General features: G+C 70.4%; 22 protein-coding genes. 6 read left to right on the forward strand and 16 right to left on the reverse strand.

The window, feature by feature from the left end:
• Positions 1-26 precede the first annotated feature (26 nt).
• The 3 genes from C461_RS15905 to C461_RS13805 all read left to right on the forward strand — a co-directional run bounded on the left by C461_RS15905 (position 27) and on the right by C461_RS13805 (position 1,208).
• Positions 27-200: a DUF7331 family protein gene (locus C461_RS15905; protein WP_169316538.1), complete on the forward strand. Its 174-nt coding sequence runs from the start codon at positions 27-29 to the stop codon at positions 198-200.
• Between the two features lie 63 nt (positions 201-263).
• Entirely contained in the window at positions 264-710 is a 447-nt protein-coding gene (locus C461_RS13800; protein ID WP_008002248.1) for a DUF7322 domain-containing protein, read from the forward strand.
• A 24-nt stretch (positions 711-734) separates the two neighbouring features.
• Entirely contained in the window at positions 735-1,208 is a 474-nt protein-coding gene (locus tag C461_RS13805; RefSeq protein WP_008002250.1) for a DUF7346 family protein, read from the forward strand.
• Between the two features lie 150 nt (positions 1,209-1,358).
• Here C461_RS13805 and rad50 read toward each other — a convergent pair whose 3' ends face one another.
• From rad50 to C461_RS13825, 4 genes are all read right to left on the reverse strand, one after another.
• Positions 1,359-4,052, reverse strand: coding sequence for a DNA double-strand break repair ATPase Rad50 (gene rad50, locus C461_RS13810; RefSeq protein WP_008002253.1), 2,694 nt, complete (start codon positions 4,050-4,052; stop codon positions 1,359-1,361).
• A complete protein-coding gene (mre11, locus tag C461_RS13815) occupies positions 4,049-5,362 on the reverse strand; it encodes a DNA double-strand break repair protein Mre11 (RefSeq protein ID WP_008002255.1) in 1,314 nt (437 codons plus the stop codon). Before mre11 ends, rad50 begins: the two co-directional genes overlap by 4 nt.
• 114 nt (positions 5,363-5,476) lie before the next feature.
• Positions 5,477-5,746, reverse strand: coding sequence for a hypothetical protein (locus C461_RS13820; RefSeq protein ID WP_008002257.1), 270 nt, complete (start codon positions 5,744-5,746; stop codon positions 5,477-5,479).
• Between the two features lie 82 nt (positions 5,747-5,828).
• The gene (locus C461_RS13825) at positions 5,829-6,092 is read right to left on the reverse strand and encodes a winged helix-turn-helix domain-containing protein (protein ID WP_008002259.1); all 264 of its coding nucleotides are present in this window, start codon (positions 6,090-6,092) and stop codon (positions 5,829-5,831) included.
• A 162-nt stretch (positions 6,093-6,254) separates the two neighbouring features.
• Between C461_RS13825 and pan1 the strand changes: the two genes are divergently transcribed.
• On the forward strand, positions 6,255-7,472 hold the full coding sequence (gene pan1 / locus C461_RS13830; protein WP_008002261.1) for a proteasome-activating nucleotidase Pan1: 1,218 nt from the start codon (positions 6,255-6,257) through the stop codon (positions 7,470-7,472).
• Positions 7,473-7,522: 50 nt separating this feature from the next.
• Here the strand turns inward: pan1 and C461_RS16215 are convergent, their stop codons facing one another.
• The 12 genes from C461_RS16215 to C461_RS13885 form a co-directional block, all read right to left on the reverse strand.
• Positions 7,523-7,654, reverse strand: a complete 132-nt coding sequence (locus tag C461_RS16215) for a hypothetical protein (RefSeq protein ID WP_008002263.1) — start codon at positions 7,652-7,654, stop codon at positions 7,523-7,525.
• Positions 7,655-7,758: 104 nt separating this feature from the next.
• On the reverse strand, positions 7,759-8,934 hold the full coding sequence (locus tag C461_RS13835; RefSeq protein ID WP_008002265.1) for a DHH family phosphoesterase: 1,176 nt from the start codon (positions 8,932-8,934) through the stop codon (positions 7,759-7,761).
• A 97-nt stretch (positions 8,935-9,031) separates the two neighbouring features.
• On the reverse strand, positions 9,032-9,973 hold the full coding sequence (locus C461_RS13840) for an NAD-dependent epimerase/dehydratase family protein (RefSeq protein WP_008002267.1): 942 nt from the start codon (positions 9,971-9,973) through the stop codon (positions 9,032-9,034).
• Positions 9,970-10,440, reverse strand: a complete 471-nt coding sequence (locus tag C461_RS13845) for a DUF5791 family protein (RefSeq protein ID WP_008002269.1) — start codon at positions 10,438-10,440, stop codon at positions 9,970-9,972. The genes C461_RS13840 and C461_RS13845 overlap by 4 nt, the downstream gene beginning before the upstream one ends.
• 94 nt (positions 10,441-10,534) lie before the next feature.
• Positions 10,535-13,822: a DUF7286 family protein gene (locus C461_RS13850; protein WP_008002271.1), complete on the reverse strand. Its 3,288-nt coding sequence runs from the start codon at positions 13,820-13,822 to the stop codon at positions 10,535-10,537.
• Positions 13,816-14,613: a DUF7284 family protein gene (locus C461_RS13855; protein ID WP_008002273.1), complete on the reverse strand. Its 798-nt coding sequence runs from the start codon at positions 14,611-14,613 to the stop codon at positions 13,816-13,818. The genes C461_RS13850 and C461_RS13855 overlap by 7 nt, the downstream gene beginning before the upstream one ends.
• A complete protein-coding gene (locus C461_RS13860) occupies positions 14,610-15,035 on the reverse strand; it encodes a DUF7285 family protein (protein ID WP_008002274.1) in 426 nt (141 codons plus the stop codon). Before C461_RS13860 ends, C461_RS13855 begins: the two co-directional genes overlap by 4 nt.
• Positions 15,016-15,510 (reverse strand): DUF7283 family protein, encoded by a 495-nt coding sequence (locus C461_RS13865; protein WP_008002276.1) that lies wholly within the window; start codon positions 15,508-15,510, stop codon positions 15,016-15,018. Before C461_RS13865 ends, C461_RS13860 begins: the two co-directional genes overlap by 20 nt.
• Before the next feature lie 62 nt (positions 15,511-15,572).
• Positions 15,573-17,381: a hypothetical protein gene (locus C461_RS13870; protein WP_049906692.1), complete on the reverse strand. Its 1,809-nt coding sequence runs from the start codon at positions 17,379-17,381 to the stop codon at positions 15,573-15,575.
• On the reverse strand, positions 17,378-19,300 hold the full coding sequence (locus C461_RS13875) for an ATPase, T2SS/T4P/T4SS family (protein WP_008002281.1): 1,923 nt from the start codon (positions 19,298-19,300) through the stop codon (positions 17,378-17,380). The genes C461_RS13870 and C461_RS13875 overlap by 4 nt, the downstream gene beginning before the upstream one ends.
• A gap of 33 nt (positions 19,301-19,333) precedes the next feature.
• Entirely contained in the window at positions 19,334-19,813 is a 480-nt protein-coding gene (locus C461_RS13880; RefSeq protein ID WP_008002283.1) for a DUF7311 family protein, read from the reverse strand.
• A 42-nt stretch (positions 19,814-19,855) separates the two neighbouring features.
• On the reverse strand, positions 19,856-20,482 hold the full coding sequence (locus C461_RS13885; RefSeq protein WP_008002284.1) for a DUF7310 family coiled-coil domain-containing protein: 627 nt from the start codon (positions 20,480-20,482) through the stop codon (positions 19,856-19,858).
• Between the two features lie 75 nt (positions 20,483-20,557).
• Here C461_RS13885 and C461_RS13890 point away from each other — a divergent pair, with 75 nt between their 5' ends.
• Entirely contained in the window at positions 20,558-21,637 is a 1,080-nt protein-coding gene (locus tag C461_RS13890; RefSeq protein ID WP_008002286.1) for a tubulin/FtsZ family protein, read from the forward strand.
• 111 nt (positions 21,638-21,748) lie between these two features.
• Positions 21,749-22,206: heptaprenylglyceryl phosphate synthase (locus C461_RS13895; protein WP_008002288.1), on the forward strand; the 458-nt coding region annotated here is incomplete at its 3' end.

Consider the following 22,206-nt stretch of genomic DNA (forward strand, 5'->3'; position numbering starts at 1 on the left):
TAATGTGCCATGGCATACCAAGGTCCATGTCTTCGGACCCACGTTCGGAACGCAGGGTGTCTCGCCCGGCCGGTCGCGACGCAGTCGACGCCGAGGTCGAGGTGTACGAGGACGACGGGAACGTGGTGCTTTTCGACGCCGCGAACCCGCTGGCGTGGGTCGAAGCGAGTCGGACCATTCGGCTCGCCGACGCGACCTGAGCGGAGAACACTGGGGGGCTTCCGGACGGAACCTCTTTGCCCCGGCGCGGCCTACCCGGTGACGTGTTCTCCCTGGACGAGGACGATGAGGGCGAGATTTCCTTCGGCGAGAGCTCCGACGCCGAGCGGGAGATGACGCCGGACATCCCGAAGGCGCCCTCGGTGAAGACGTTCGACGACAGCGGGAACTTCGAGGGAGCGGGCGACGTCGACTCGGGGACCCTCCGCGCGTTCGTCGTCGCCGTGATCTACGCCAACGCCGCGGTGCTGCTCGTCGCGCTCGGTCCGATGCTGTGGTACTTCGAGGGGTGGTCACGGCTCGGTCCGGGACTGCTGATCGCCGGATTGCTCGCCGGTATTCGGACGTACCAGACGTACCGGGCGTGGGAGCGAAAACGAGACGAGCGCGACTCGGAGGACTCGGCGGACGAAAGCGACGCCGACTCTTTCGACTCCGACGCCGACTCTTCCGACTCCGACGCGGACGCCGCCCCCCCGGAAGCGTCATGACCGGTCGACCACTCGGTTTCACCCATGCAAACGGTTCGCGACGGCGACGGTGAGACGTACCTCCTCGTGAAACGCTCCGCCGAGTCGAGTCGGGTCCGCGACCCCGCCACCGGCGAAGAGCGCTACGTCGACAACGACCAGCTGGTCGTCGTCGACGGCGAGTCGCCGCTGTCGACGGCGGCGTCCGGCGTGCCCGCTCCGGTTCGCCGGGTGCTCCGAGCGGTCCACAGCGACCGGACTCTGGGGCTGCTCGCCGTGGTCGTCGACGAGGGACCGATCTCCGTGATCGAACTGCTCGACGCGGCCGACATGTGCGAGTCCGATCTCCACGGAACCGTCGCCGAACTCCGCGCGGCCGGCCTCCTCGACGAGGCCGACGTGGGCGGCCGCCGCGGCTACGCGGCGACCGACACCGCGGTCGAGGGACTCGGGCTGTTACGCGGCGGGCCGGCGGCGAACGACGACGCCCGCGACGCCGACGGCACCGTTGACGCGTAGCTGTTTATAAAGAACGTCCGAGAGCGCGCGGTCATTTATCAATGTGATTCCGCTCGGTGAGCCGAATCCGCCGGACTGCATCCACCGAGCGCACTCACTCGCCACAGCCACCGAGTGCACCCGCTCGCCACAGCCACCGAGCGCGCCCGCTCAGTCGTCCGCGAGCGACGCGACGTCGAGTTCGGTCGCGTCCTCTCGCCGCACCGTCGACCGGTTCGAGCGCGGCTCCTTCTCGACGGTGATCAGCTCGTCGGCGGCGCCAACCAGCTCGTCGTCGTGGCTGACGATGAGGATCTGCCGCACGCCGAACCCGCGCATCTCCTCGACGAGCCGCACCAGCCGCGAGACGTGGCCGGAGTCCAAGAAGACGGTCGGCTCGTCGAGAATGAGCGGCGGCGTCGGCGCCGCGCCCTCGATCCCCTCGGAGAGCAACCGATAGATCGCACAGCGCAGCGAGAGGTTGAACAGGGCGCGCTCCCCGCCGGAGAGCTGTTCGGGGTCAAGTGCCTCCCCGTCCTTCTGATAGACGGTGAGGACGTACTCGCCGTCGAGCTCGATGTGCGAGTAGGCGTCGTTGCCGTACACTAGCTCGAACGTCTCGTTGAGGGTGCGCTCCAACTCGGCGACGTTGCGCTGGCGTAGCTCCGCCCGGAGGTCCCCGTACATCGCCTCCAGCTCACTCGTCTCCTCGTGGAGGTCGCCGAGCGCCGCGACGGTCGCGGCCAGCCCGTCGCGCTCGTCTCGGAGGGCCTCCAACTCGCGGATCTCGCCGTTGACCCCGCCGATCGCGTTCTCCAGCTCCGTCCGACGCTCTGCGAGCCGGTCGAGCTCTCCGTCGACGCGTTCGAGATACTCCTCGGCTCGATCTCTCCGCTCTCTCGCCGCCTCGACCGCCTCCTCGTCGACGGCGTCGGCGAGCTCGTCGCGTCGCTCGCGCTTGTCGGCGAGCCGATCCCGCCGCTCGTCGTTCACCTCGTCGAGGCTCTCCCGCTTCTCGCGGCGACGCTCGACCTCGTCTTCCGCGTCCCCGATCGCCTCCAGTCGCTTTTCGATCGCCGCCACCGCCTCTCGGGCGTCGTCGACCGCGCCGAGCGCGTCTTCGAGCTCCGACACGCGCGCCGCGGCGTCGTCGGCCTCCTCGCGCTTCTGGGCGGCGACCTCGCGGGTCTTTTCGGCCTCGTCTCGGAGTTCGGCGGCGCGCTCGCGCTTTTCCGCCGCCGCCTCCCGCTTCCGCTCCGCCTCCGCGCGCTTCTCCTCGACGCGGTCCTCGAGCATCTCGACCGCCTCGTCGATCTCGTCGAGTCGGTCCGCCGCGGCCGCGAGGCCGTCCAGCTCTGCGATCCGGTCGTCGAGACCGTCCTCGCGCTCGCGGGCCGCCTCCAACTCCGCCTCCAGCTCTGCAACCCGCTCGCGGTCCTCGTCGATCCCGCTGGCGTGCGGCGAGTCTTCCACCGGCTGGCCGCACTCGGGACACTTCCCCGCCGCGAGCAACTCCTCGGCCTCCTCGACGCGCTCGCGGGCGTTCTTCAGTTCCGCCGACAGCTCCGCGATCCGCTCGCGGACCTCGCCGCGCCGCTCGCGAAGCGCCTCGCGCTCGTCGGCCACCCCGTCGCGGTCGACGTCGGCGTCGGCGGCCGCGAATCGCTCGCGGAGCGTCTCGGCCTCCTCTCGGAGATCCGCGATCGAAGACTCGCGGTCGTCGGCCTCGTCCGCCGCAGCGTCGGCCTCGGCGGCGAGGTCGTCGGCCTCGGCGTCGACCTCCGCGGCGCGCTCGGCGCGGTCGTCCGCCTTCCCAGCGAGGTTCGTCGCCTGATTGCGGAACGCCTCGGCGCTCACCCGCTCGCCGTCGAGCTCCTCGCGGATCTCGCTTTCCCGTTCGTCGAGCTCGGCTCGGCGCTCGGCGATGGCACCGTCGCTCGCCGCCTCAAGCCCCGCGTCGTCAAGCCGCTCGTCGACCGCGGCTTCGATCTCCTCGATCCGCTCGCGGGCCTCGCGGATCGCGTCGCGGTGCTCGTCGCGTTCGCGTTCGGCCGTCCGGATCTCCTCTTCGATCTCGTCGATCTCCGCCTCCACCGACTCCAGTTTCTCTCGTTTCTCCGCGTGCGTCGACAGTGTCTCCGCGGCGGCCTCGCGGGTCTCCTTCGCCCGCTCTCGTTGCGTCTCGTAGCGATCGATCTCGTCGGAGACCTCCGAGAGGTCGCTTTCGAGCCCGTTGAGCCGGTCGTGGAGACCTTTCGCCTCCTTCGACTCGATCTGGTCGCCGAGCTGATCGAGCCGGCCGCGACGGTTCTCCAGTACGTCCTCGACCCCGAGGCGGGCGTCCCCGGCGCGCTCGCGGTACTCCTCGAGCGTCCCGAGTTGGAGCAGGTCGTCGATGGTGTCCTGCCGCTCGCGCGGGCTCGCGTTGATCAGTTTGTTCACCTCGCCCTGTCGGACGTACGCGCAGTTGACGAACGCCTCGGCGTCCATCCGCAACAGCCCGGTGACGAACTCGCGGACCGCCCGCGCCCCGTCGCGGCTCACGTCGCTCCCGTCGGTCGATTCGAGGACGCACTGGTGGTCGATCCGGTCGCCGTAATCGCGGAGCCGTCGCTCGACGCGATACGACGCCCCGTCGTGGGTGAACCACAGCTCCACTTCGGTCTCCTCTGTCCCGTTCGTGATCACGTCATCGAGGGTGCCGTCAAGTGCCTTCGACCCGTACAGCGCGAAGAAACAGCCCTCTAACAGCGAGGACTTTCCGCTCCCGTTGAGACCGTGGATGACCGTGACGCCCTCGGTGAGTCGGAGGTCGGCGTCGCCGTACGGTTTGAAGTTCGAGAGTCGGATGCGGTCGAAGTTCACAGGTAGTCCTCCATGGAGACCTGCCCGTCGGTCGCCGACGGGTCGGTGTCGCCGGTATCCGATTTGTCGCCGGTATCCGCTTTGTCGCCGTCGCCATCGCCTATTTCGTCGCTTCCGTCGATATCGCCGTCGCCGTTGCCAGCCGCTGGCTCACCACCGTCACCGTCGTCGGCAGCCGCCTCGCCCCGATCGAACGCGTCCAGGTCCTCGATCCGCTCTTCGACGCTCCGTTTCACCGCGTCCCTGACGTTGCTGTCGGGGACCGTCTCCGCTCGAACCGTCTCGTCGACGTCCAGCGCGGCCTCCGAGAGCGCCATCTCGTCGAGCCGCTCGCGGACGGCGTCCTCGGGGTCGGCGAAGCTCACGTCGACCTCGGCGTCCTGCTCGACCTCGCGGCGGTCGGCCACGCGAGCGATGAGCGCGCCCTCGTCCGTCGCGAACGCCTCGACCGCGGCCGGGGTGACGGGGTCACCGTCGCCGGTCACGGTCACGAGAACGACCGCGTCGTCGAGGTCGTACTCGCGGACGCGCTCGCGCACTCGCGATTCGCCTTCGCCCTCGCGGAGTTCGACCTCCACGAAGACGAACGGGCGCGTGTCGAGCGCCCGGCGGCGGATCGCCACGCAGTCGTCGCCGTCGGCGGCGTCGGCGTCGAACGTGACGAGGTTATACCCGCGCCCTTCGCGCTCGCTCGCGCTCGCTCGCTCGGTCGATCCCGGGTACGTGACCCACGTCCCCTCGACTTGGGCGACGTCGGGCGTGTGGTTGTCGCCGAGGAGCATCGCGTCGAAGTCGACGGTGCTCTCCGAGAGCACCGTCTCGGTGTCCCAGTCCGCGTAGCCGAACGGCTCGAAGAGGCCGTGAGCGACCAGCGCGGCGTGCTCCGCGTCGTGGTCCGCGAACGCGTAATCGAGATCGTCGCGCCGCGAGACGGGGACGTGGTCAAGCCCGTAAAATGCGGTGTCGCCGATCGCGGTCGGCTCGTCGTCGAGGCGGGTCGCGAGCCCCAGTCGCTCGAAGAGGTCGAGCCACTGTCCGCCCCGCGTCGATTCGTGGTTTCCGACGACCGCGAGGAAGGGGATTCCGGCGTCGTCGAGCCGACGGAGCACCGAAATCGTCCCCAACAGGTCGGCGAGCTCGGGCCGCCGGTCGTGAAAGAGGTCGCCCGCGTGGACCACCGCGTCGACGTCGCCGTCGATCGCGTCGTCGATCACGGCGCCGAACGCGTCGAGGAAGTCCTGGCGTCGGACCGGCGAGTGGTACTGCGCGTACCCGATGTGGGTGTCGCCGGTGTGTATCACCCGTGTCATCTGGACGGTTCTTGGCCGGTATCGGGTTTAGGGGTTCCGGGGATGTGCCGGTCGGGGCCGCTCGGGGCCGCTGGGTCCGCTCGGCGGCCGGGACGACGACCGCGGCCTCGCCGATCAGGCGGTCGCGGCCTCGCGGAACTCGCGGTACGCGGCGAGCGCTTCGCGCCCGCGTTCGGCCGCCCGGCTGTCTCCGGCGCGCTCGGCGGCCGCGATCGCCTCGTCGAGTCGGTCGAGCCCCACCGCGTCGACGAATCCGGCGGCGCGCCGCAGGTCGGACCGCGCGGCGTCGGCCTCGTCGATGACGGCGACGTAGGGGTCCCTCGCGGTGTCGGTTCGGGTCGCCAGCGCGGTCAGCGCGCGTTTGACGGCGGTAGTCGAGACCACGCGGTCGCTGCGTCGCTATCGGGTATAAGAGGTCGTCTCCCGGGAGGGTCGGTCGACGCGCGACGACGGCTAACCCCGAAGATCACACCGAAAGCGTGTACAGCCGCTTGCGCGCGTCGGTAAAGGAGAACCGGGCGTCGATGACGCCCTCGTCTTCTAGCCGCGAGAGCGCGTATCGAACGGTCCGCGGGGGCAGTAGCGTCTCTTCGGCGAGTTCGCTCTGGGTGAGCGTCTCGTTGTAGTCGAGCACCTTCGCGACGAGCTTCGCGCTCGGTGGGAGGTCCCGGACTGCGCTCCAGCGATCCGCAACGTTCTCTTCGGCGGCGACGGCGTCGGTCGTACTCATGCGTACCTCACCGTAACTCATGCCGTTAGATAATATTTACTATCCTATTTTATTACTATCGAGCATTTGCTGGCCGTCCGGCGCCCCCGCGTTTTCCCCGACCGCGGTCCTGTGTCTCCCCCACCCGAAACCTCTTACGCGCGAGACGCCTTATTGCGCACAATGACTGACACCGTCGACGACGTCGAGATGCCCTACGACGAGGGATCGGCGTCGAGACAGGAGAAGATCGAGTCGCTCCAGGAGGAGCTCGACGTACTCGAGTCGCAAAACGAGGAGATGCGCGACAAGCTTCTCGACGCGAACGCCGAGAACAACAAGTACCAGCAGAAGCTCGAACGGCTCACACACGAGAACAAGAAGCTGAAGCAGTCCCCGCTGTTCGTGGCGACGGTCCAAGAGCTCACGCCGGACGGCGCCATCATCAAACAGCACGGCAACAACCAGGAGGCGCTCACCGAAGTCACCGCGGAGATGCGCGAGACGCTCGCGCCGGACGACCGCGTGGCCGTGAACAACTCGCTGTCCGTGGTCAAGAAGCTGGACAAGGAGACGGACGTGCGCGCTCGGGTGATGCAGGTGGAGCACTCCCCGGACGTCACGTACGCCGACATCGGCGGGCTCGAAGACCAGATGCAGGAGGTCCGCGAGACCGTCGAGATGCCGCTCGAACACCCCGACATGTTCACCGACGTCGGCATCACGCCGCCCAGCGGTGTGCTCCTGTACGGCCCGCCGGGGACGGGGAAGACGATGCTCGCGAAGGCGGTCGCCAACGAGACGGACGCGACGTTCATCAAGATGGCCGGCTCCGAGCTCGTCCACAAGTTCATCGGCGAGGGCGCGAAGCTCGTCCGCGACCTGTTCGAGGTCGCCCGCGAGAACCAGCCCGCCGTCCTGTTCATCGACGAGATCGACGCGATCGCCTCGAAGCGGACGGACTCGAAGACCTCCGGCGACGCCGAGGTCCAGCGGACGATGATGCAGCTGCTCTCCGAGATGGACGGCTTCGACGAGCGCGGCGAGGTCCGGATCATCGCCGCGACCAACCGCTTCGACATGCTCGATCCCGCCATCCTCCGCCCGGGTCGCTTCGACCGGCTCATCGAGGTGCCCAAGCCGAACACCGACGGCCGCGAGATCATCTTCCAGATCCACACTCGGAAAATGAACCTCGCCAGCGACATCGACTTCGCCGAGCTCGCCGAGATGACACCGGACGCCTCCGGCGCGGACATCAAGGCGATATGCACCGAGGCCGGGATGTTCGCCATCCGCGACGACCGCACCGAGGTCACGCTGGACGACTTCCTCGAGGCCCACGCGAAGCTCCAGCAGGACGAGGAAAGCGGCGCCGACGACTCGCTGGCGTTCGCCTGAGCGGGTCCGGAACCGAACTACCGGAGCCGACGACTCTTTTCAGATCGCGGCTACAGCGATCTCACGACCAGATACGGAAGCAAGAAAAACAGCGCGAAGATCAGTCCCGTCGCGACCGCGTAGCCGGCGCCGACGCCGGCGAGTGCTCGCCACCCGTCGTCGGTCGGCAGGTCGATGTTCATGGGTGTCTCTCCCCGTGACACGACTTAACTCATCCGACGGAACCTGTCGTCCGGTTTCTCCTCGCGCCTGCCTCTCCGTCTCCCCGACAGCTGCGGTCCGCGGCTCAGACGTCGCCGGCCATGGCCCGAAACAGGCCGTCCGCGAGGTCATCGCGATCGACGGTCTCCGGCTCTCCTTCGCCCGTCGGTTCGATCGTCGGGGTGATCGTCCCACCCCCCATCCGTGAGTGTCCGCCTCCGTTGCCGTTGTCGACGTTCGAGAGCACCGATTCGATGGCGTTGCCCATGTGGACGCGGTCGTCTCGCGACCGTCCGGAGAGGTGGATCGTGCCGTCTCGTTCGCCGAGAACCACGACGGCGCTGACCCCTTCGAGCTGGATCAGTTCGTCGGCGGCTTGCGGGATCGCGTCGACGTTGTTCACGCCGCCCACGTCGGCGACCGCGAACGATCCCTCGATACGACGGCCCGCGATCGCCCGCGCTTTCACCTCCAACACCTCCGCGTCGACCGCGGGGTTGGCGATCCGGTCCAGCCGGTCCTGATCGACGCCGGGATACACGTACGCCGCGGCCGCGAAATCCGATTCGCTCGCCCCCACGGTGAGGTGTTTCGTGTCGGCCAAGATCCCGTACAGCAGCCCCGTCGCCGTCTCGGTCGGGAGCGTGAGGTCGCTTTTCGTCTCGCTCGCGTGCTTGTCTGGCGGCACCGGCGTCGCGTCGTTTTCTTTGAAGTATTCCGCGACGACCGAGGCGGTCGCACCGTAGTCGGTTCGCACGTCGGTGAACAGGTCGCCGGCTCCGTCTCCCGGGTGGTGATCGACGACCGCCGTGGGCAACACCCCGTCCGCCCCGGCGAATCCGCGCGGCTCGTTGTGGTCGACGAGGATGACGGACTCCGCGGCGAGGTCGCTGACGTGTTCGATCGGGTCCAACTCCAGATCGAGCACGGTCCGGAACGCGCGGTTCTCCTGGTGTCGGATCTGTCCGGGATACTGTACGGTCGCGTCGACGCCCACCTGTTCCGCGAGCGACGCGACGCCGAGAGCGGCCGACATCGCGTCCGGGTCCGGGTTCGGATGCATCAACACTGCGATCTCGTCTTGGTCGGCCAGCAACCGCCGGAACCTGACGCCTGCTCCCTGGCGAGCCCGGAACAGGAGATACCCGCCGGCGATGACGACGAGTCCGATGAATATCACCGTCGCCGTCAGTTCCGGGCTCTCTCGCGCGAGCGCTTCCGCCTGTGAGAGGCGCTCGTCGGCCGCGATCTGACGCCACATACGTTCGCCCAGAATCACCCCCGTCACATGAAGGTTCGTTACCCTTCCGACCTGTCGACAACGACAGATCGTCGGGGTGACCGATGCCACACCCCGGTTACGCGCTCGACGCGCGGAACGCCCGCACCGCGTCGCGGTATCCCTCGCGGAAGGTCGGGTACGCGAACTCGTACCCCAGCGCGTGGAGGCGGTCGTTCGAGCAGCGCTTGCTCGTGCGGATCCGCCGTTCGGCCGCCGCGGACAGGTCCCCTTCAGTGATGCGTTCGGCCTTCGACCGCTTTTCGGGACGCGGCACGCCGCACGCGTCGGCGAGCCAGTCGGCGAAGGCGTGTTTCTCCACGGGCTCGTCGTCGACGACGACGACTGGCTCGCCGCGCGCGCGGTTCGTCTCGAGGAGGTGGCGGACCGCACCCGCCGCGTCGTCGCGGTGCACCATATTGAGGTACCCGGCGGTGACCGGTCCGTCGAGGTAGCGTTCGAGCCGATAGCGGCCCGGACCGTACAGCCCGGCGAACCGGGCGACGGTTCCGTCGATCCCGACACCGCCGGCCGTTTCGACGGCGACCCGCTCCGCGCGAGCCAACACGCGGGTCTTCTCCGTCGTGGGCTCGATCGGCGTCTCCTCGTCGACCCACGCGCCGTCGTGGTCGCCGTACACCCCGGTGGAGGACGTGTACACGAGCCGATCCGGCGGCCGCATTCGCGAACCGTACTCTTCGATCACGTTTCTCAGCCCGTCGACGTACACCTCGCGGGCGGCGTCGGCTCCCCTCCCCCCCGAACTGGCCGCGAAGACGACCGCGTCTGCGTCGGGGAGTTCTTCGAGCGAGTCCGGATCAGTCGCGTCCGCCCGCACCGCGCTTACGGGCGCCGCGTCGTCGGCCCCGTCGTTGCCATCGGCACTGTCCGCCCCGACTGACGCGATCGCGTCGATCCCGGCGTCCGACCGGCGCACCCCGGTCGTCTCGTGGCCGCGTGCGGCGAGCTGTCGGGCGAGTTCGAGACCAACGTACCCGCACCCGACGATGACGACGTTCATCGCTTGCGACGCTCGATGACCGCCATGATCTCCGCGAGCTGTCCGAGCGTCATCGCCGTGCGCCCTTCTAACGCCTGCTGGACTTCTTGTCCCGTGAGGTCCGCGTCGATGGACGCCGCGATGGTGTCGACGTCGAGCACCGCGGTCGCCATCCCGATCAGAAGGTGATCGCGAAGCTCGGCGACGATCGCGTCGGCCTCGCGGTCGGTCGTCAACGCGAGGACCGACGCCCCGTCGGCGACGGTCACCCCCGCCACGTCGCCGTCGACAGCCGCGGTTGCGGTCGCCTCGCTCAGCCCCGCCTCGTCGAGAAGGGTGTTCCGACCGGCCTCCTCCGCGGCTTCGCTCACCAGCGTCCCGAACGACGCGAGCAGCACGGCTGCGGTGACCTCGCTATCGCCCTCGTCGCCACCCGCGCTGTCGTCGGCCGCTCCCGTCGCACCGTCGTCGACGACTTCGTGAAACATGGTCGTGTTCGGTCGCGCCGTCTCAAAACGGCTGCGGTCGGGTCACCGATGCTGCGACGGTCAAGCAGCTCCGCGGCGGTCGATCGCGCCGCAGCTACGTCGACGAACACGCTCCGTCAGTCGCGCCCGACCCGACCGGTCCGGGGCACGGCCACCCACCGGACGTCTCATCGCGAGTTCCGTCCACGTCACCCACACCCGGCGGACCGGCGGGAACCGCGACCACGACGGCCGTTTCCGTGTCGAAGCGAACCGGCTCCGTCGCGCCCAGCCGAACCGTCTTCCCGCCGACGTCGACGGTCGCGTTGCCCTCGGTCCGGACGTACTCGAACGGCTCTCCGGGGGCGCCGACGTCGGCGCGAAGCGTGAATCGCGGGTACTCGCCCCGGACCTGTACGCGCCACGCGTTCACCGTCGTCACCCAGTATCCGGGAACGGGAGCGACCGGTAGCCCGGCGCCGACGGTCCGAACCGGCTTCAGTGACCCCTTCTCGCCGAACTCGTCGACCGCCCGTTCGCTCAATTCTTCAGTCGCGGCCTCGCCCGCCCGCGCGGCCTCGTTTTCGATCGCGCCCTCCAGTCGATCTCGCAAGAGCAACCGCGCGCCGCTCGTCGGTCCCTCGACGAATCGTGTCGGTACGCGGACGGTGTCGCGTTCGGCCGCTCCTCTGGTCGCCACGCGGAGGTGCGCGTCGAGGGACGCCTCCGTCGCCGACGACAGCGAGCCAGCGATCGCGGCCTCGGCGGCGACGGTCTCGGGATACGACCCGTTACCGACTGCGACCGCTCGGGCTCCGATCGAGTCGTAGTTCGCGGCCGCCGCGTCGAGCGCTCGCTGCCGCTCGTCGGGCGAGAGCGTCGTTCGTTCGGCGAGGGTACGGTCGAGGCCACGGTCGACCGCTCTCAGCGACTGATCGACCTGCCTCGCGAGCGCCTTCCTGTCCGCTCGGAGATCCGGGTCATCACCCGTTTCTAACGCCTCGTCGGCGAGCAGGAGAGACCGACCGGCGGTAGCGACGCGGACCGTGTCCTCCGTGCCGAGGATCCGGTCAACGACACCGCTCGAGACGTCGCTGTACGGGACCGTAGCGTAGTTCACGTTTCGGACGGCTAGGGGACGGGTGGTCGTGCCGTTTACGCCCTCGACGGCCGCGCCGTCGACGGTCGTCCGCGGCAGGTATCCGGGCGAGCCCTCGGGCGCGAACGTCACGGCTCCCCCCGGTCCCTCGTCAGCGACGGTGTACGTCCCGGGATCGCGGGCCGCCTCTCGACTGGCGACGGCATCGCCGACCGAGGGGCCCTCGAACGCGTCGTTCACTCGATCCACGAACGCCTCGGTCGCGCTGCCTCGATCGTCGGCAGCGCTCTCCAACTCCGCGATGACCGCGTCGAGGTACGCCTCGCGAGCGGCGACGCGAGCGCGATCGGTGGCGCCGTCGTACGTCTGCGGCGCCTCGACGAGTTCCGTCCGGCGATCGCGGAGCGTGTCAGCCAGATCGGCGTACGGTTCGGCCTCGCCGAGCGACGCGTCCTCCATCGATTGTTCGGTCTCGATCTCACGGACGTCCGCGGCGAGCGCGGCGATGTCGGTCGCGATTCGGTCGCGATCGCCGTCGCTGCGTGCGCCGTACACGGTCGTCGATCGACGGACGTCGCCGTTCCGAACCGCGTCGCGGGCGATCCGATCGAGTTCAGCTTCCGTCTCGACGTTCAGCTCCGATCGCGCGGTCGACGGGGTGTCTCCGAGATCGGGACCGTCAGTGATCTCTCCCGCCCCGAACGTCGTCGCGGGACGGTCCGAAGCGCGATCGGCCGGCGCGTGTCGCCCGGTGACCGTGGTCCGCACGCGGTAGCGATCGGTCACCGCGTCGCGCGTGGTGGTTCGGTGGACCGTGACGTCGACGACGGTCCCGTTCGCGTTGCGTTCCACGACCGCCCGTCTCCACTCCGCGGTCGCGGAGCGCCTGACGGACACCTCTCGCGTCGCTTCTCCGAAAGAGACGGCCTCGTTCGGGGCGACGGTCCCGGTCGGCGTCCCCGTGGGCACGTCCGTCCCGGACACCGACGCGATTCCCTCCGACCGCGACACGTCGACGCGTTCCCACTCCCGGCCGGATGCGGAACTGGGGTCGGGAGGGCTCACCGAACCGCCGTCGTGAACCTTCGCCGTCGACGCGTCGACGGACGCCGACACGCGATACGCCCGCTCAGCGATCGTTTCGACGTCGTCGTGTACGTCCGTCGCGGCGACGTCGGCGGCGTGTCCCACCGAAACCGCCGTCGTCTCGTTCGTCCGATCGGTCGGCGGGTCGAACGCGGCGGCCTCGGCGCGCGGCTCCTCCTCGCTGTTCCCGCCGTCCTCATTGTCCGTGTTAGCCGGCGATCCCGCCTGATTCCCCGCCGTCGGCGTCGGTGCGTCGAGAACCGCACTCGTCCACGAACCTTCGTCTACGCCCGTCGGTTCGAGCAGATCCGTGATACCGGTCCGCGCTGTCGCGCGGGCGACGCCGCCGCGGGCGTCCGGATCGCTCGTTCCGAAGACGTCTCGTTGGGTGCGAACGATCCCGGCGTTCGTCGATAGCTCGACGTGACGGTTCCCGATGACGTTCTCGACCGGGGCTCCGCCGTACTGCGCGTACCCGCGCGCCCACGCCATCGGGTACAGGCTCGCCGTGATCTGCCGACCCAGCCCGGCCCCCTCGGTGGGTCCTCGATTGAGTCGGCTTTCGAACCGCTCCGTCCGCTCGTGGGCGGCGAGCGTCGGGACCGCCACCACGACGGTTCGATTCTCGGTCCGCTCTGCGACGACCCGTCCGTTCCGGGTCGCTGTCGTCTCGACCCCTCGGAACGTCACTCTGGTCGCCGTTCCGTTGGCGCTCGGCTCGACGCGAACGCGATCGCGAGCGGCCCGCAGATCGTCCGGATCGGCCACCTCGGGAAGCGACACCGCCGCGTCGACACCGCCGACCTCGGTCTCGACCGACGAGAGCGCCTCGCTGCCGACGATCGCGAGCCGGATCCGAAAGGCGTCCGTGAACGCGGACCCCTCTCTCACGGCGTTCGAGCCCGGTTCCGCACCCGACGGCGCCCGCGTTACCGGCTCCGCCGCGGCGTCGTACGCCGCCTCGCGGGCCGCGGATCTGAGCGCGGCGGTGGCGTCCGCGTCGACGCGCTCGACGGCTCGCTCTACGCTCCGATCTTCGTTCACGAGCCCCTGGTCCGCGAGTCCCGCCGCGTACGCCGAACTCGTCACGAGTAGCAGGACGCCGATCAGCGCGAAGGGAACCCGCGCCCGCTCGTCGACGCGGATCGTCCGAGGCTGGTACCGAACGTCGCCGCGCGAACGGATCCCCCATTTGAGACGATCTCGCACGGTCACCACCTCCGTACGGTGATCCTGATCTCGTCGCCTCGGTCCGAACTCCCCTGCGCTGGGTGCGAGAGGACGGCGACGGTGGTGTCGGCGCCTCGTGGCGGTTCGGAACCGATCGAGAGCGGAGTCCGGACTTCTCCGGGGACTTCGCTCCCGTCAGCGGCGGGTGCCGTTCCACGGCGTTCGCGGGACGCTCCGCGTTTCAGTTCGTCACTGAGCTCGACCCCCCACGACGTGCCGGTCCCCGTGGTCGGCCACGAGGGCGTCCCCGTCTCGTTCGCCGACCACCACGGCGCGTCGCCCGCGACGGCCTCACTCGCCGGGGAACCGCTCGCTGAGAGCCCGCCTGCGGCAGCCGACCGGCCTCGCCCGACTGACTCGCGTTCGCCGAATATCTCGACGCTCGCGGGGTCGTCGGTCGCGTTCCCCGTTTCGGCCTCTGTCGTCGGTGTCTCGGCCGTACGCACGTCTATCCGCGTCCGGGGACCGAGCCCTCCGTCGACCGCGGACCGAACCCGCTTTTCGAACGCGCTGCTCGACGCGGTACCGTCCGGGCCTCGCTCTTCTGGCACGGCGATCATCGCCAGTAGCTCCGCCCGCGTCGCGTGAACGGTTCGGGTGCCGTTCGGCGCGTCGGGCGCTTCGTACGTTACGGTCACCGTCTCCGTTGCGACCCGATCGGCGACGTCGGCGGCGGGCGGTCCGTCGCTTCCGACCCCGCTCCCGGCGGGTCCGAGCGCGACCACGCTCGCCGAGACGCACAACAGCAGCACGGTCACGTCGAGGACGGTGCTCGTCATCGCCGCACCACCGCCCGAATCGTCCCGCGGACGTTCCGCCCCGGATCGACACGGACGGTCACCGTGCGCTCCGCGACGGCGACCGATCCGGACCTCTGGGCCGCCGTGCTCTCGGGGGCATCGTCGCCGGAATCGACCCGCCACCGCTCGCCGTCTGCCGTCAGTTCGAGGGCCGTCGCGAACCGAAACTCGATGTCGTTCAGCCGCGTTGGATCGACGACGCCCCCGGTCGTCACGTCCGGTTCGATCCGATCGAGTGTCGCCTCCGCGGCCGGTCGCTCAGTGTCGGGCGTCGCGTCGTCGAGCGCGACAGTGTACAGTCCGAGCGCCGCACCGACGGCCAACACGGCCACCAGCGCCGCGATCGGCTCGACGGCGGCGCGCTCGTCGCCCGCGGTCACCTCACCCGACGAGCGTGACATGGACTCCCTCGTAGTGGACCCGTCTCACAGTGAGCCGCTCCGACGCGGGCCGCCACTCGTGGTCTGTTCCGCGCGCTTCCGCCGCGGCCGCTGAAAATGCGTCGCGGTCGTCGAACACCGCGTCCGGCGGGACGCCGTCCAACACCTGTCGGAGCCGAACGTCGCCGCCAGCGGCTCCGCCGTCGTCCACTCTCCGGACCGGCGTGATATGCGACCCGTGCAGCGCCGCCCGCGAAGTTCCGTCGCCGTCGCTCAACGCGACCGACCGGGTCGTGAGTCGGATGCGGTCCGCGGCGAGTCCGTGCTCTGCCGTCGCGGGGTGATCGCCGTCGGCGACCGAATCGATCGTGTGGGCGACGCCGGCCGCGTCCGGCGGCGGCGACGACGGGAAGCTCGCCGCTACCCCGGCGGTCGCGACGCTCACCAGCGCGAGGCCGAGCCACGCGTACGTGGCATCGGCGTGAGTCTCGAACATAGGGCGGCTGGCCGCGGCTTGGTATTTAAAGAGTAGCCGCTGTGCGTCGATCGGTCACCACCTCACAGTAACAGCCCGGCGCCGACGAACGCGACCAGGTACGTCGCGGTCGCGGTCGGGAGCGCAATCCCGATGCGGTAGGCGACGAGCGTCCGATCGAATCCGCGCTCCAACCCCGTCGCCAGCGCGGTGAGCAGCGTCGCCAGGACGAGGACGTACGCGCCGACGATCCGGCCGAGCACCGGGACGGACAGCGCGCCGGTCGAACCTGCTCCGACGCCGTCCGAGCTCGCTTCGACCCCGCCCGCGACGTCGCTCCCGCCGACTCCGAACGCGTCGGCGCCGGCTGTCGCTCCGGCACCCATGCCGCCGGCGCCGACGGTGTCGATTCCGGTCGCCAGCGCGACGGTCGCGCCGCCGACCAGCGGAGCGAACACGGCCGCCGTGTTCGTCAGCGTCCCCGTCACCGTCGCGAGCTGCCGCCGAGCGTCGCCTTCGAGCTCGCGGAGCTCCTCCAACTGATCGGCGAGTTCGAGGAGCACGTCGCCGGCGGGCCGTCCCTCGCGCGCGGCGACAGCGAGCAGCGCGATGGCGCCCCGCACCCGCGGCGACGGAACCGGAGCGGCCGGTCCGCCGCGGCCGAGGAACGCCTCTCGGACCCCGACGCGCAGCGTGTCGCTCCGACGGCCGGCGAGGTCGAACACCTCGCCCGTCGCGTCGTCGAGGCGCTCGCCGGCGTTCGCGATCGCAGTCTCGACGGCGACGCCTTCCGCCACGTCGCCGCCGATCACGGTCATCGCATCTGGGAGCCCGCGCTCGACCGACCGCACCCGCGACAGAACGCTACGACGCGGTCGGACGACGATGAACAGCGCCGTGCCGACCCCGATGCCGAGGGCGGACACCGGCGCGGCCCATCCCGCGACGAACTGCGCGGCGAGCGCGGCGGCCACGGTACCCGTGACGGCGCCGGCCGCGGTGGCGTACGCCCCCCGTTTCGGAACCGCTGGATGTTCTCCGTCGATCGACGGCGGCGCGAACGCGACGGGGCGGCGGGAGAGCAGCCATCCCGACGCGACGACCAGTCCGCCCGGCAACACGCCGAGGTACAGCGCCGCGACGACGCCGGCACTGATCGGAACGCCCGAGGCCGCCGCCGCGGGCAGCAGGGCGATCAGCGCCAGCGGCAGCAACACGCCGAACGCGTACAGCGCCGAGACGGGTGCGCGAACCTCGCCGACGAACGCCGCGAGCCGGTCCGTCGTCCCGGCGATCGTCGTGTCGAGCGCGCGATCCAGACAGCGCCCGCGACGCTCCGGCGGTGCGGACGCCGCGGTTCGGACGAGTGCGGCGGCCCGATCGATCGCGGGGAACCACGGCTGCCACTCGCGTGCGAACGACCGGAGCCCGCTGGTCGGGCCGTCGGCGCTGCCGCGCTCGTGGCGTGCCAACCCCTCGGCCAAGGGGCCGTCTCCGGTCCGCGCGGCGAACTGGACGGCACGCTCCGTCGACGGATCGAGGCGCATCCGCAACACGAGGCGCCCGATCAGTCCCGGTGCGGCGCCCAAAGCCCGCGTCCGGCGGAGCGCGGCGAGCCACACCGGACCTCGGTGGGCGACGTGCGTGGCTACCAGCCCACCGGCGAGCCCGGCTGTCAGTCCCGGAAACGGCCCGACGGCCAGCGCGACGGCGACGGCGGCGACGAGTCCGACGCCGATCCCTGCGCGATAGCCGAGTTCGACGACACGCTCGACCGAGGACTCCCACTCCAGAAACGCGAGCGCACGACGCAGTTCGGGAGAGCCTTCGGTGTCGGCTCCGGCACGACGGCCCGGTGATCCGTCTGTTCGACTCTCGTTACGATCGGTCATCGATCGACCACCGCCCGCCCGCCGTCGGCGTACCGCTCGGGAGCGATCCGTCCGGCGGCCGCCGCGTCCCGAATCCGATCCGCCCGCTTGCGGACCGCGTCACGAACCGCCGCGTACGACTCGCCGGGCGCCGCGAGGCCGCCGACGAGCCGGCTCTCTCCACGGTCGATCCGCCCGCTCGGAACCAGCCCGTCTCCGGTTCGCTCGAACAGGGGAGCGAACGTCGCCTCGCCGCCGCGTCCGACCACCTCGGCGACCGCGTCGACCCGGTGGTCGTCGAGCACGACGATCAGGTCGGTCGCCGCGAACGACGACGCCGAGACATCGAGATCGGTGACAACTCGCTCGCGGACCGCTTCGGGGCTCTCGCCGTGGATCGTCCCGAGCACGGTCTCTCCCGTCGCGCCCACCCGCATGGCTTCGTACAACGCCTGCGCCTCCTCGCCGCGCACCTCGCCGACGACGATCGCACCGCCGCCGAGACGGAGCGCGGTCCGGACCGCCTCGCTGGGAGCGAGCTCCGCGCCCTCGCCGACGCGGAGCCGCTGCGTGTCGCGTCCCGCGTCGGCGATCGCGCTCGCCGGCAGCTCCGCTGTGTCTTCGATCAGCACCGACCGCGTCTCGGCCGGTAGCTCCCACAGGAGCGAGCCGAGTGCGGTCGTCTTTCCCGCGCCGCGTCCGCCGGCGACGAGTCCCGTCACACCGCGCTCGACGGCCACCGACAGGAGCCCGGCGGCCGCCGGAGTGACCGTCCCGACGTCGACGAGCCGCGCGAGGGTCCACGCGTCCGGGTCGCCGCGCCGGAACGCGAAGGAAAGCCCTTCGCTGGCGGGATCGGTCGTCGCGGCTACGCGGACGCGCCCCGCCTCCGCATCGAGGGTCGCGTCGAGCGTCGGGTTCGCCCGCGAGAACCCGCGGCCGCTCGTTCGCCGGAGCCGAGAGGCCAGCGTGGCGGCGCCCTCGGGCGGGAGCCTGACGTTCGTCCGACAGCGCTCGCCGTCGACGACCACCCGAAGCGGGTTCGCCGTGACGGGCGCAGACAGCGTCGCGTCGCTGACCCGTTCGTCGGCGAAGACGTGCTCGAACGCGCCGTAGCCGCGAGTGTGTCGGCTGAGAACCTCGGCCAACACCGAGACGGGGTCGCTCTCGGACGCGACCGATCGAACCGCCCGCCCGGGCGCGCGCTCGCCACCGGCGGGGTCGTCGAGGAGCCGGTCCTTCGCGACCGCGAGGCGAGCGACCGCCTCGTCGTCGAGCCGGGCGGACGGCGGTGTGAGGTGGTACGTCCGGAGCGGCCCCGCCCCGTCGTACAGCCGCACCGTGGCGCCGGTGTCGGTTTCCCACCGATCGACGAGCGCCGCGTCCGGCGGGGGGTCGGCCGCCACGCGGGTGGCCGCGATCGTCGGCCCGGTGTGCGGCCGGATCACGTCGCCGGCGTTCTCGGCGCCTTCGACAGCCTCGATCAGGCCGGTCTCCGCGGCGATCCGGCTCGGTGCGCCGGCACGTCCGCTCGCCTCGCGAGCCGCCCCGACCGGATCTCTCGCGGCCCGCGTTGCGAGCCGCGTCTCGTGGAACTCGACCCGCTCGCGGAACCGTCCCGCGGCGACCAGACACGCCGCGGCTCGGCCGGCGTACGCCCGCTCTCGCCCCTGATGGCGCGACCGAACTACGTCGGCGTCACGCTCGGTCAGCGCGTCGACCGCGGTTGCGAGGCAGTCGGGACTCGCCGCGAGGTCACCGCGGCCGGGGCACTCGTCGGCGTCGATAACGAGGATGACGCGGTCGTCGACGCCGGTTCCGACGGGCTCCTCGAACGACGGCTCGCACCGACACCCGGTGTCCTCGTCGCCGACCCACGGGAGCGAACGCAGCGGGGTGTCGTCCCCGACCGGCGAGAGTGAGGGGAGATCGAAGTTCATGGCGGCCGTGGCCGCGGTATCGTATATAAACGCTCACCCGACTCGAGAGAGCTCGACGGCCGGCCCGTCGGCGTCGACGTACCGGAGTTCGATCCGGCTCTCTCCGCTCGTTCGGAGGTCGAGCGGCCCGTCGATCACGACGACCCGCGCTCCGAGGGTCGGCGGGACGACCGTGACGAATCGGTCGGGGCCGCCGCCGAGTCGGTACCGAAGCGCGGCGCCGCGTTCGTGCGCGCCGTCCCTGGGAACGCCGCCGTCAACGAGCGCGAGTCGGTCGATCGGCGCCGCGGTAACGCCGGTCGGCGCCCGCACCGTCGTCGTCGTTCGCGCCGCGAGCGACCGATCCGAGACGGCGACCGAGCCGGAAACGACGCCGCTGACGGCTCGCTCGACGCGTTCGCCTTCGATGTCGAGCCGCTCTGCGGTGGTCGAAGTCCGCGCGCTCTCCAGTGCGGGCATCGCCGTCGAAAGGAGTGCGACGGCGACGAGCACCGTGAGCACGACGCGGATCACGCCGTCACCTCGACCCTCCGAATCACGACCGTCCGCGTCGAGTTATAACGACTCACGGAGCCGGCCGAGCGCACCCGCTCGCCACGAACCGTCGTCTGTCTCGCTGGCGTCGGCTTCGGACCTCCGACCGTCGTCGTGGCCGCCACCCCGACCGGACGGAACCGCGGCGTCCAAGGCGGACTCGCTCGGGACGGAGCTGGCAACATCACCGCGCCGGTGGTCGGCGTCGTCACCGTGACGGTCGGCGTCGTCACCGTGACGACCGGCATCGTTCGCCCCGTCACCGTCGCGCTCGCCGCCGCCGCTTGCCCGGGCGAGCGCGAGGTCGGCCCGTCGCTCCACTTCGCGGTTGACTGCCCGCACCGACCCGGCGTATCCGCGGAGCGCCTGCGTCGCCGCCTCTAGCTCCTCGACCCGCGATTCGAGGTCGGTGAGCCGCGTTTCGAGGGACGCCCGCTCGGCGGTCGCGGCGGCGTCGTCGGCGACGTCGGCGACGGCAGCGTCGGTACCCGTGACCGCCCGCTCGACCGCTCGGAGGCGCTCATCGAATCGGACTCGTTCGTCCGATCCGCCGTCGGCCGCCCGGGCGGCCGCTTCGCCGTCGTTCGTCACCCGGGGCGTCGCGCCGGCACCGGTCTCCCGATCGGCTTCGCGGCTCTCGTTCGACATACACCGGCTGGCCGCGGTTTCGTATTTAAATCCCCGGGGGAAAGCGTATTACCGTCGGATCGGTAGTGTCGCAGCATGAAGGCGGTCCTCCTCGGCGTCGGACAGGCGGGCGGAAAGCTCACGACCGCGCTCGCCGAATTCGACGCCGACGCCGGCTACGGGGCGGTGCTCGACGCGCTCGCGGTGAACACGGCCGCGACGGATCTCGACCCGCTCCCGCTCGATACCGTTCTCGTCGGTCAGTCGCGCGTGAACGGTCACGGCGTGGGCGGCGACAACGAGCTCGGCGCCGAAGTGATGGACGAGGACTCGATCGAGGTGTTGGACGCGCTCGCATCCAAGATCACCGCCGACGCCGAGGCGCTGTTCGTCGTCGCGGGACTCGGCGGCGGCACCGGGTCCGGCGGGGCGCCCGTGCTCGTCCGCGAGTTGAACCGCGTGTACGACATCCCCGTGTACGCGCTCGGAATCCTCCCCGGCCGCGACGAGGGCGCGATGTATCAGGTGAACGCCGGCCGCTCCCTGAAGACGCTGGTGCGCGAGGCGGACGCGACGATCCTCCTCGACAACGACGCGTGGCGCACCGCCGGCGAGTCGGTCGAGGGCGGCTACGCCGCGGTCAACGCGTCGATGGCGAAGCGCGTCGGACTTCTGTTGGCCGCCGGCGAGTCGGTGGAAGGCGTCGCCGAGTCCGTCGTCGACACGAGCGAGGTGATCAACACGCTGCGCGCCGGCGGGATGGCGGCCGTCGGATTCGCCTCGGCCCCGGCCGCCGAGGATCCGGCGGAAAACGTCACGACCGTGATGAGCACCGTCCGCAGCGCGGTGATGACGGGGATGTCGCTGCCGAACGCCACCGACGCGGACGCCGCTCTCGTCGCCGTCGCCGGCGATCCCGACCGGATCTCCCGGAAGGGCGCGGAGAAGGCGCGCAGGTGGGTCCAAGAGGAAACGGGCTCGATGCAGGTCCGCGGCGGCGACTTCCCGCTCGACTCGGACCGGCTCGCCGCGCTCGTCCTCCTCGCCGGCGTCGAGCGCTCCCGGCGCGTCGAGGAATTTCTCGAACGCGCTCGCCAGGCGGTCCGAGACGAGCCGGACGAGACGCCGGATCCGGCGGCGGCGTTCCGGAACGACGAACTCGACGATCTGCTCTGATTGGACCTCCGCTCACGCTCCCGTCAGCGGCGGTTCATCGCGATGTTCGCGTTCCGCCGGCCCGGGACAGGTTCCGCACCTTTTTACATCCTGCCGGTGGAGTCGTTGCCGATGAGTAACCCGTGGGACGACTGGGACCACGTGCTGAAGGTCGATCCCGACAAGGAGCTGCTCGGGGACGAAACCTTCGAGGACGTGTGCCGGACTGGGACTGACGCGATCGAAATCGGTGGGACCCTCGACATCACCGCGGAGAAGATGAACCGCGTCGTCGACGCCGCCGCCGAGTACGACGTGCCGCTGTACCAGGAGCCGTCGAACCCCGGCGTCGTCGTCGATTCGCCGGCGCTCGACGGCTACCTGATCCCGACCGTGTTCAACGCCGGCGGTCCGTTCTGGATCACCGGCGCGCACAAAGAGTGGGTCCGCATCGACGATCTCGACTGGGACCGCACGCACACCGAGGCGTACATCGTGATGAACCCCGACGCAGCGGTCGCACAGCTGACTGACGCGGACTGCGATCTCGCCGCGGACGACGTCGAGGCGCTGTCTCTTATACACATCTC

Source organism: Halorubrum aidingense JCM 13560, assembly GCF_000336995.1.
GTDB classification, from domain to species: domain Archaea; phylum Halobacteriota; class Halobacteria; order Halobacteriales; family Haloferacaceae; genus Halorubrum; species Halorubrum aidingense.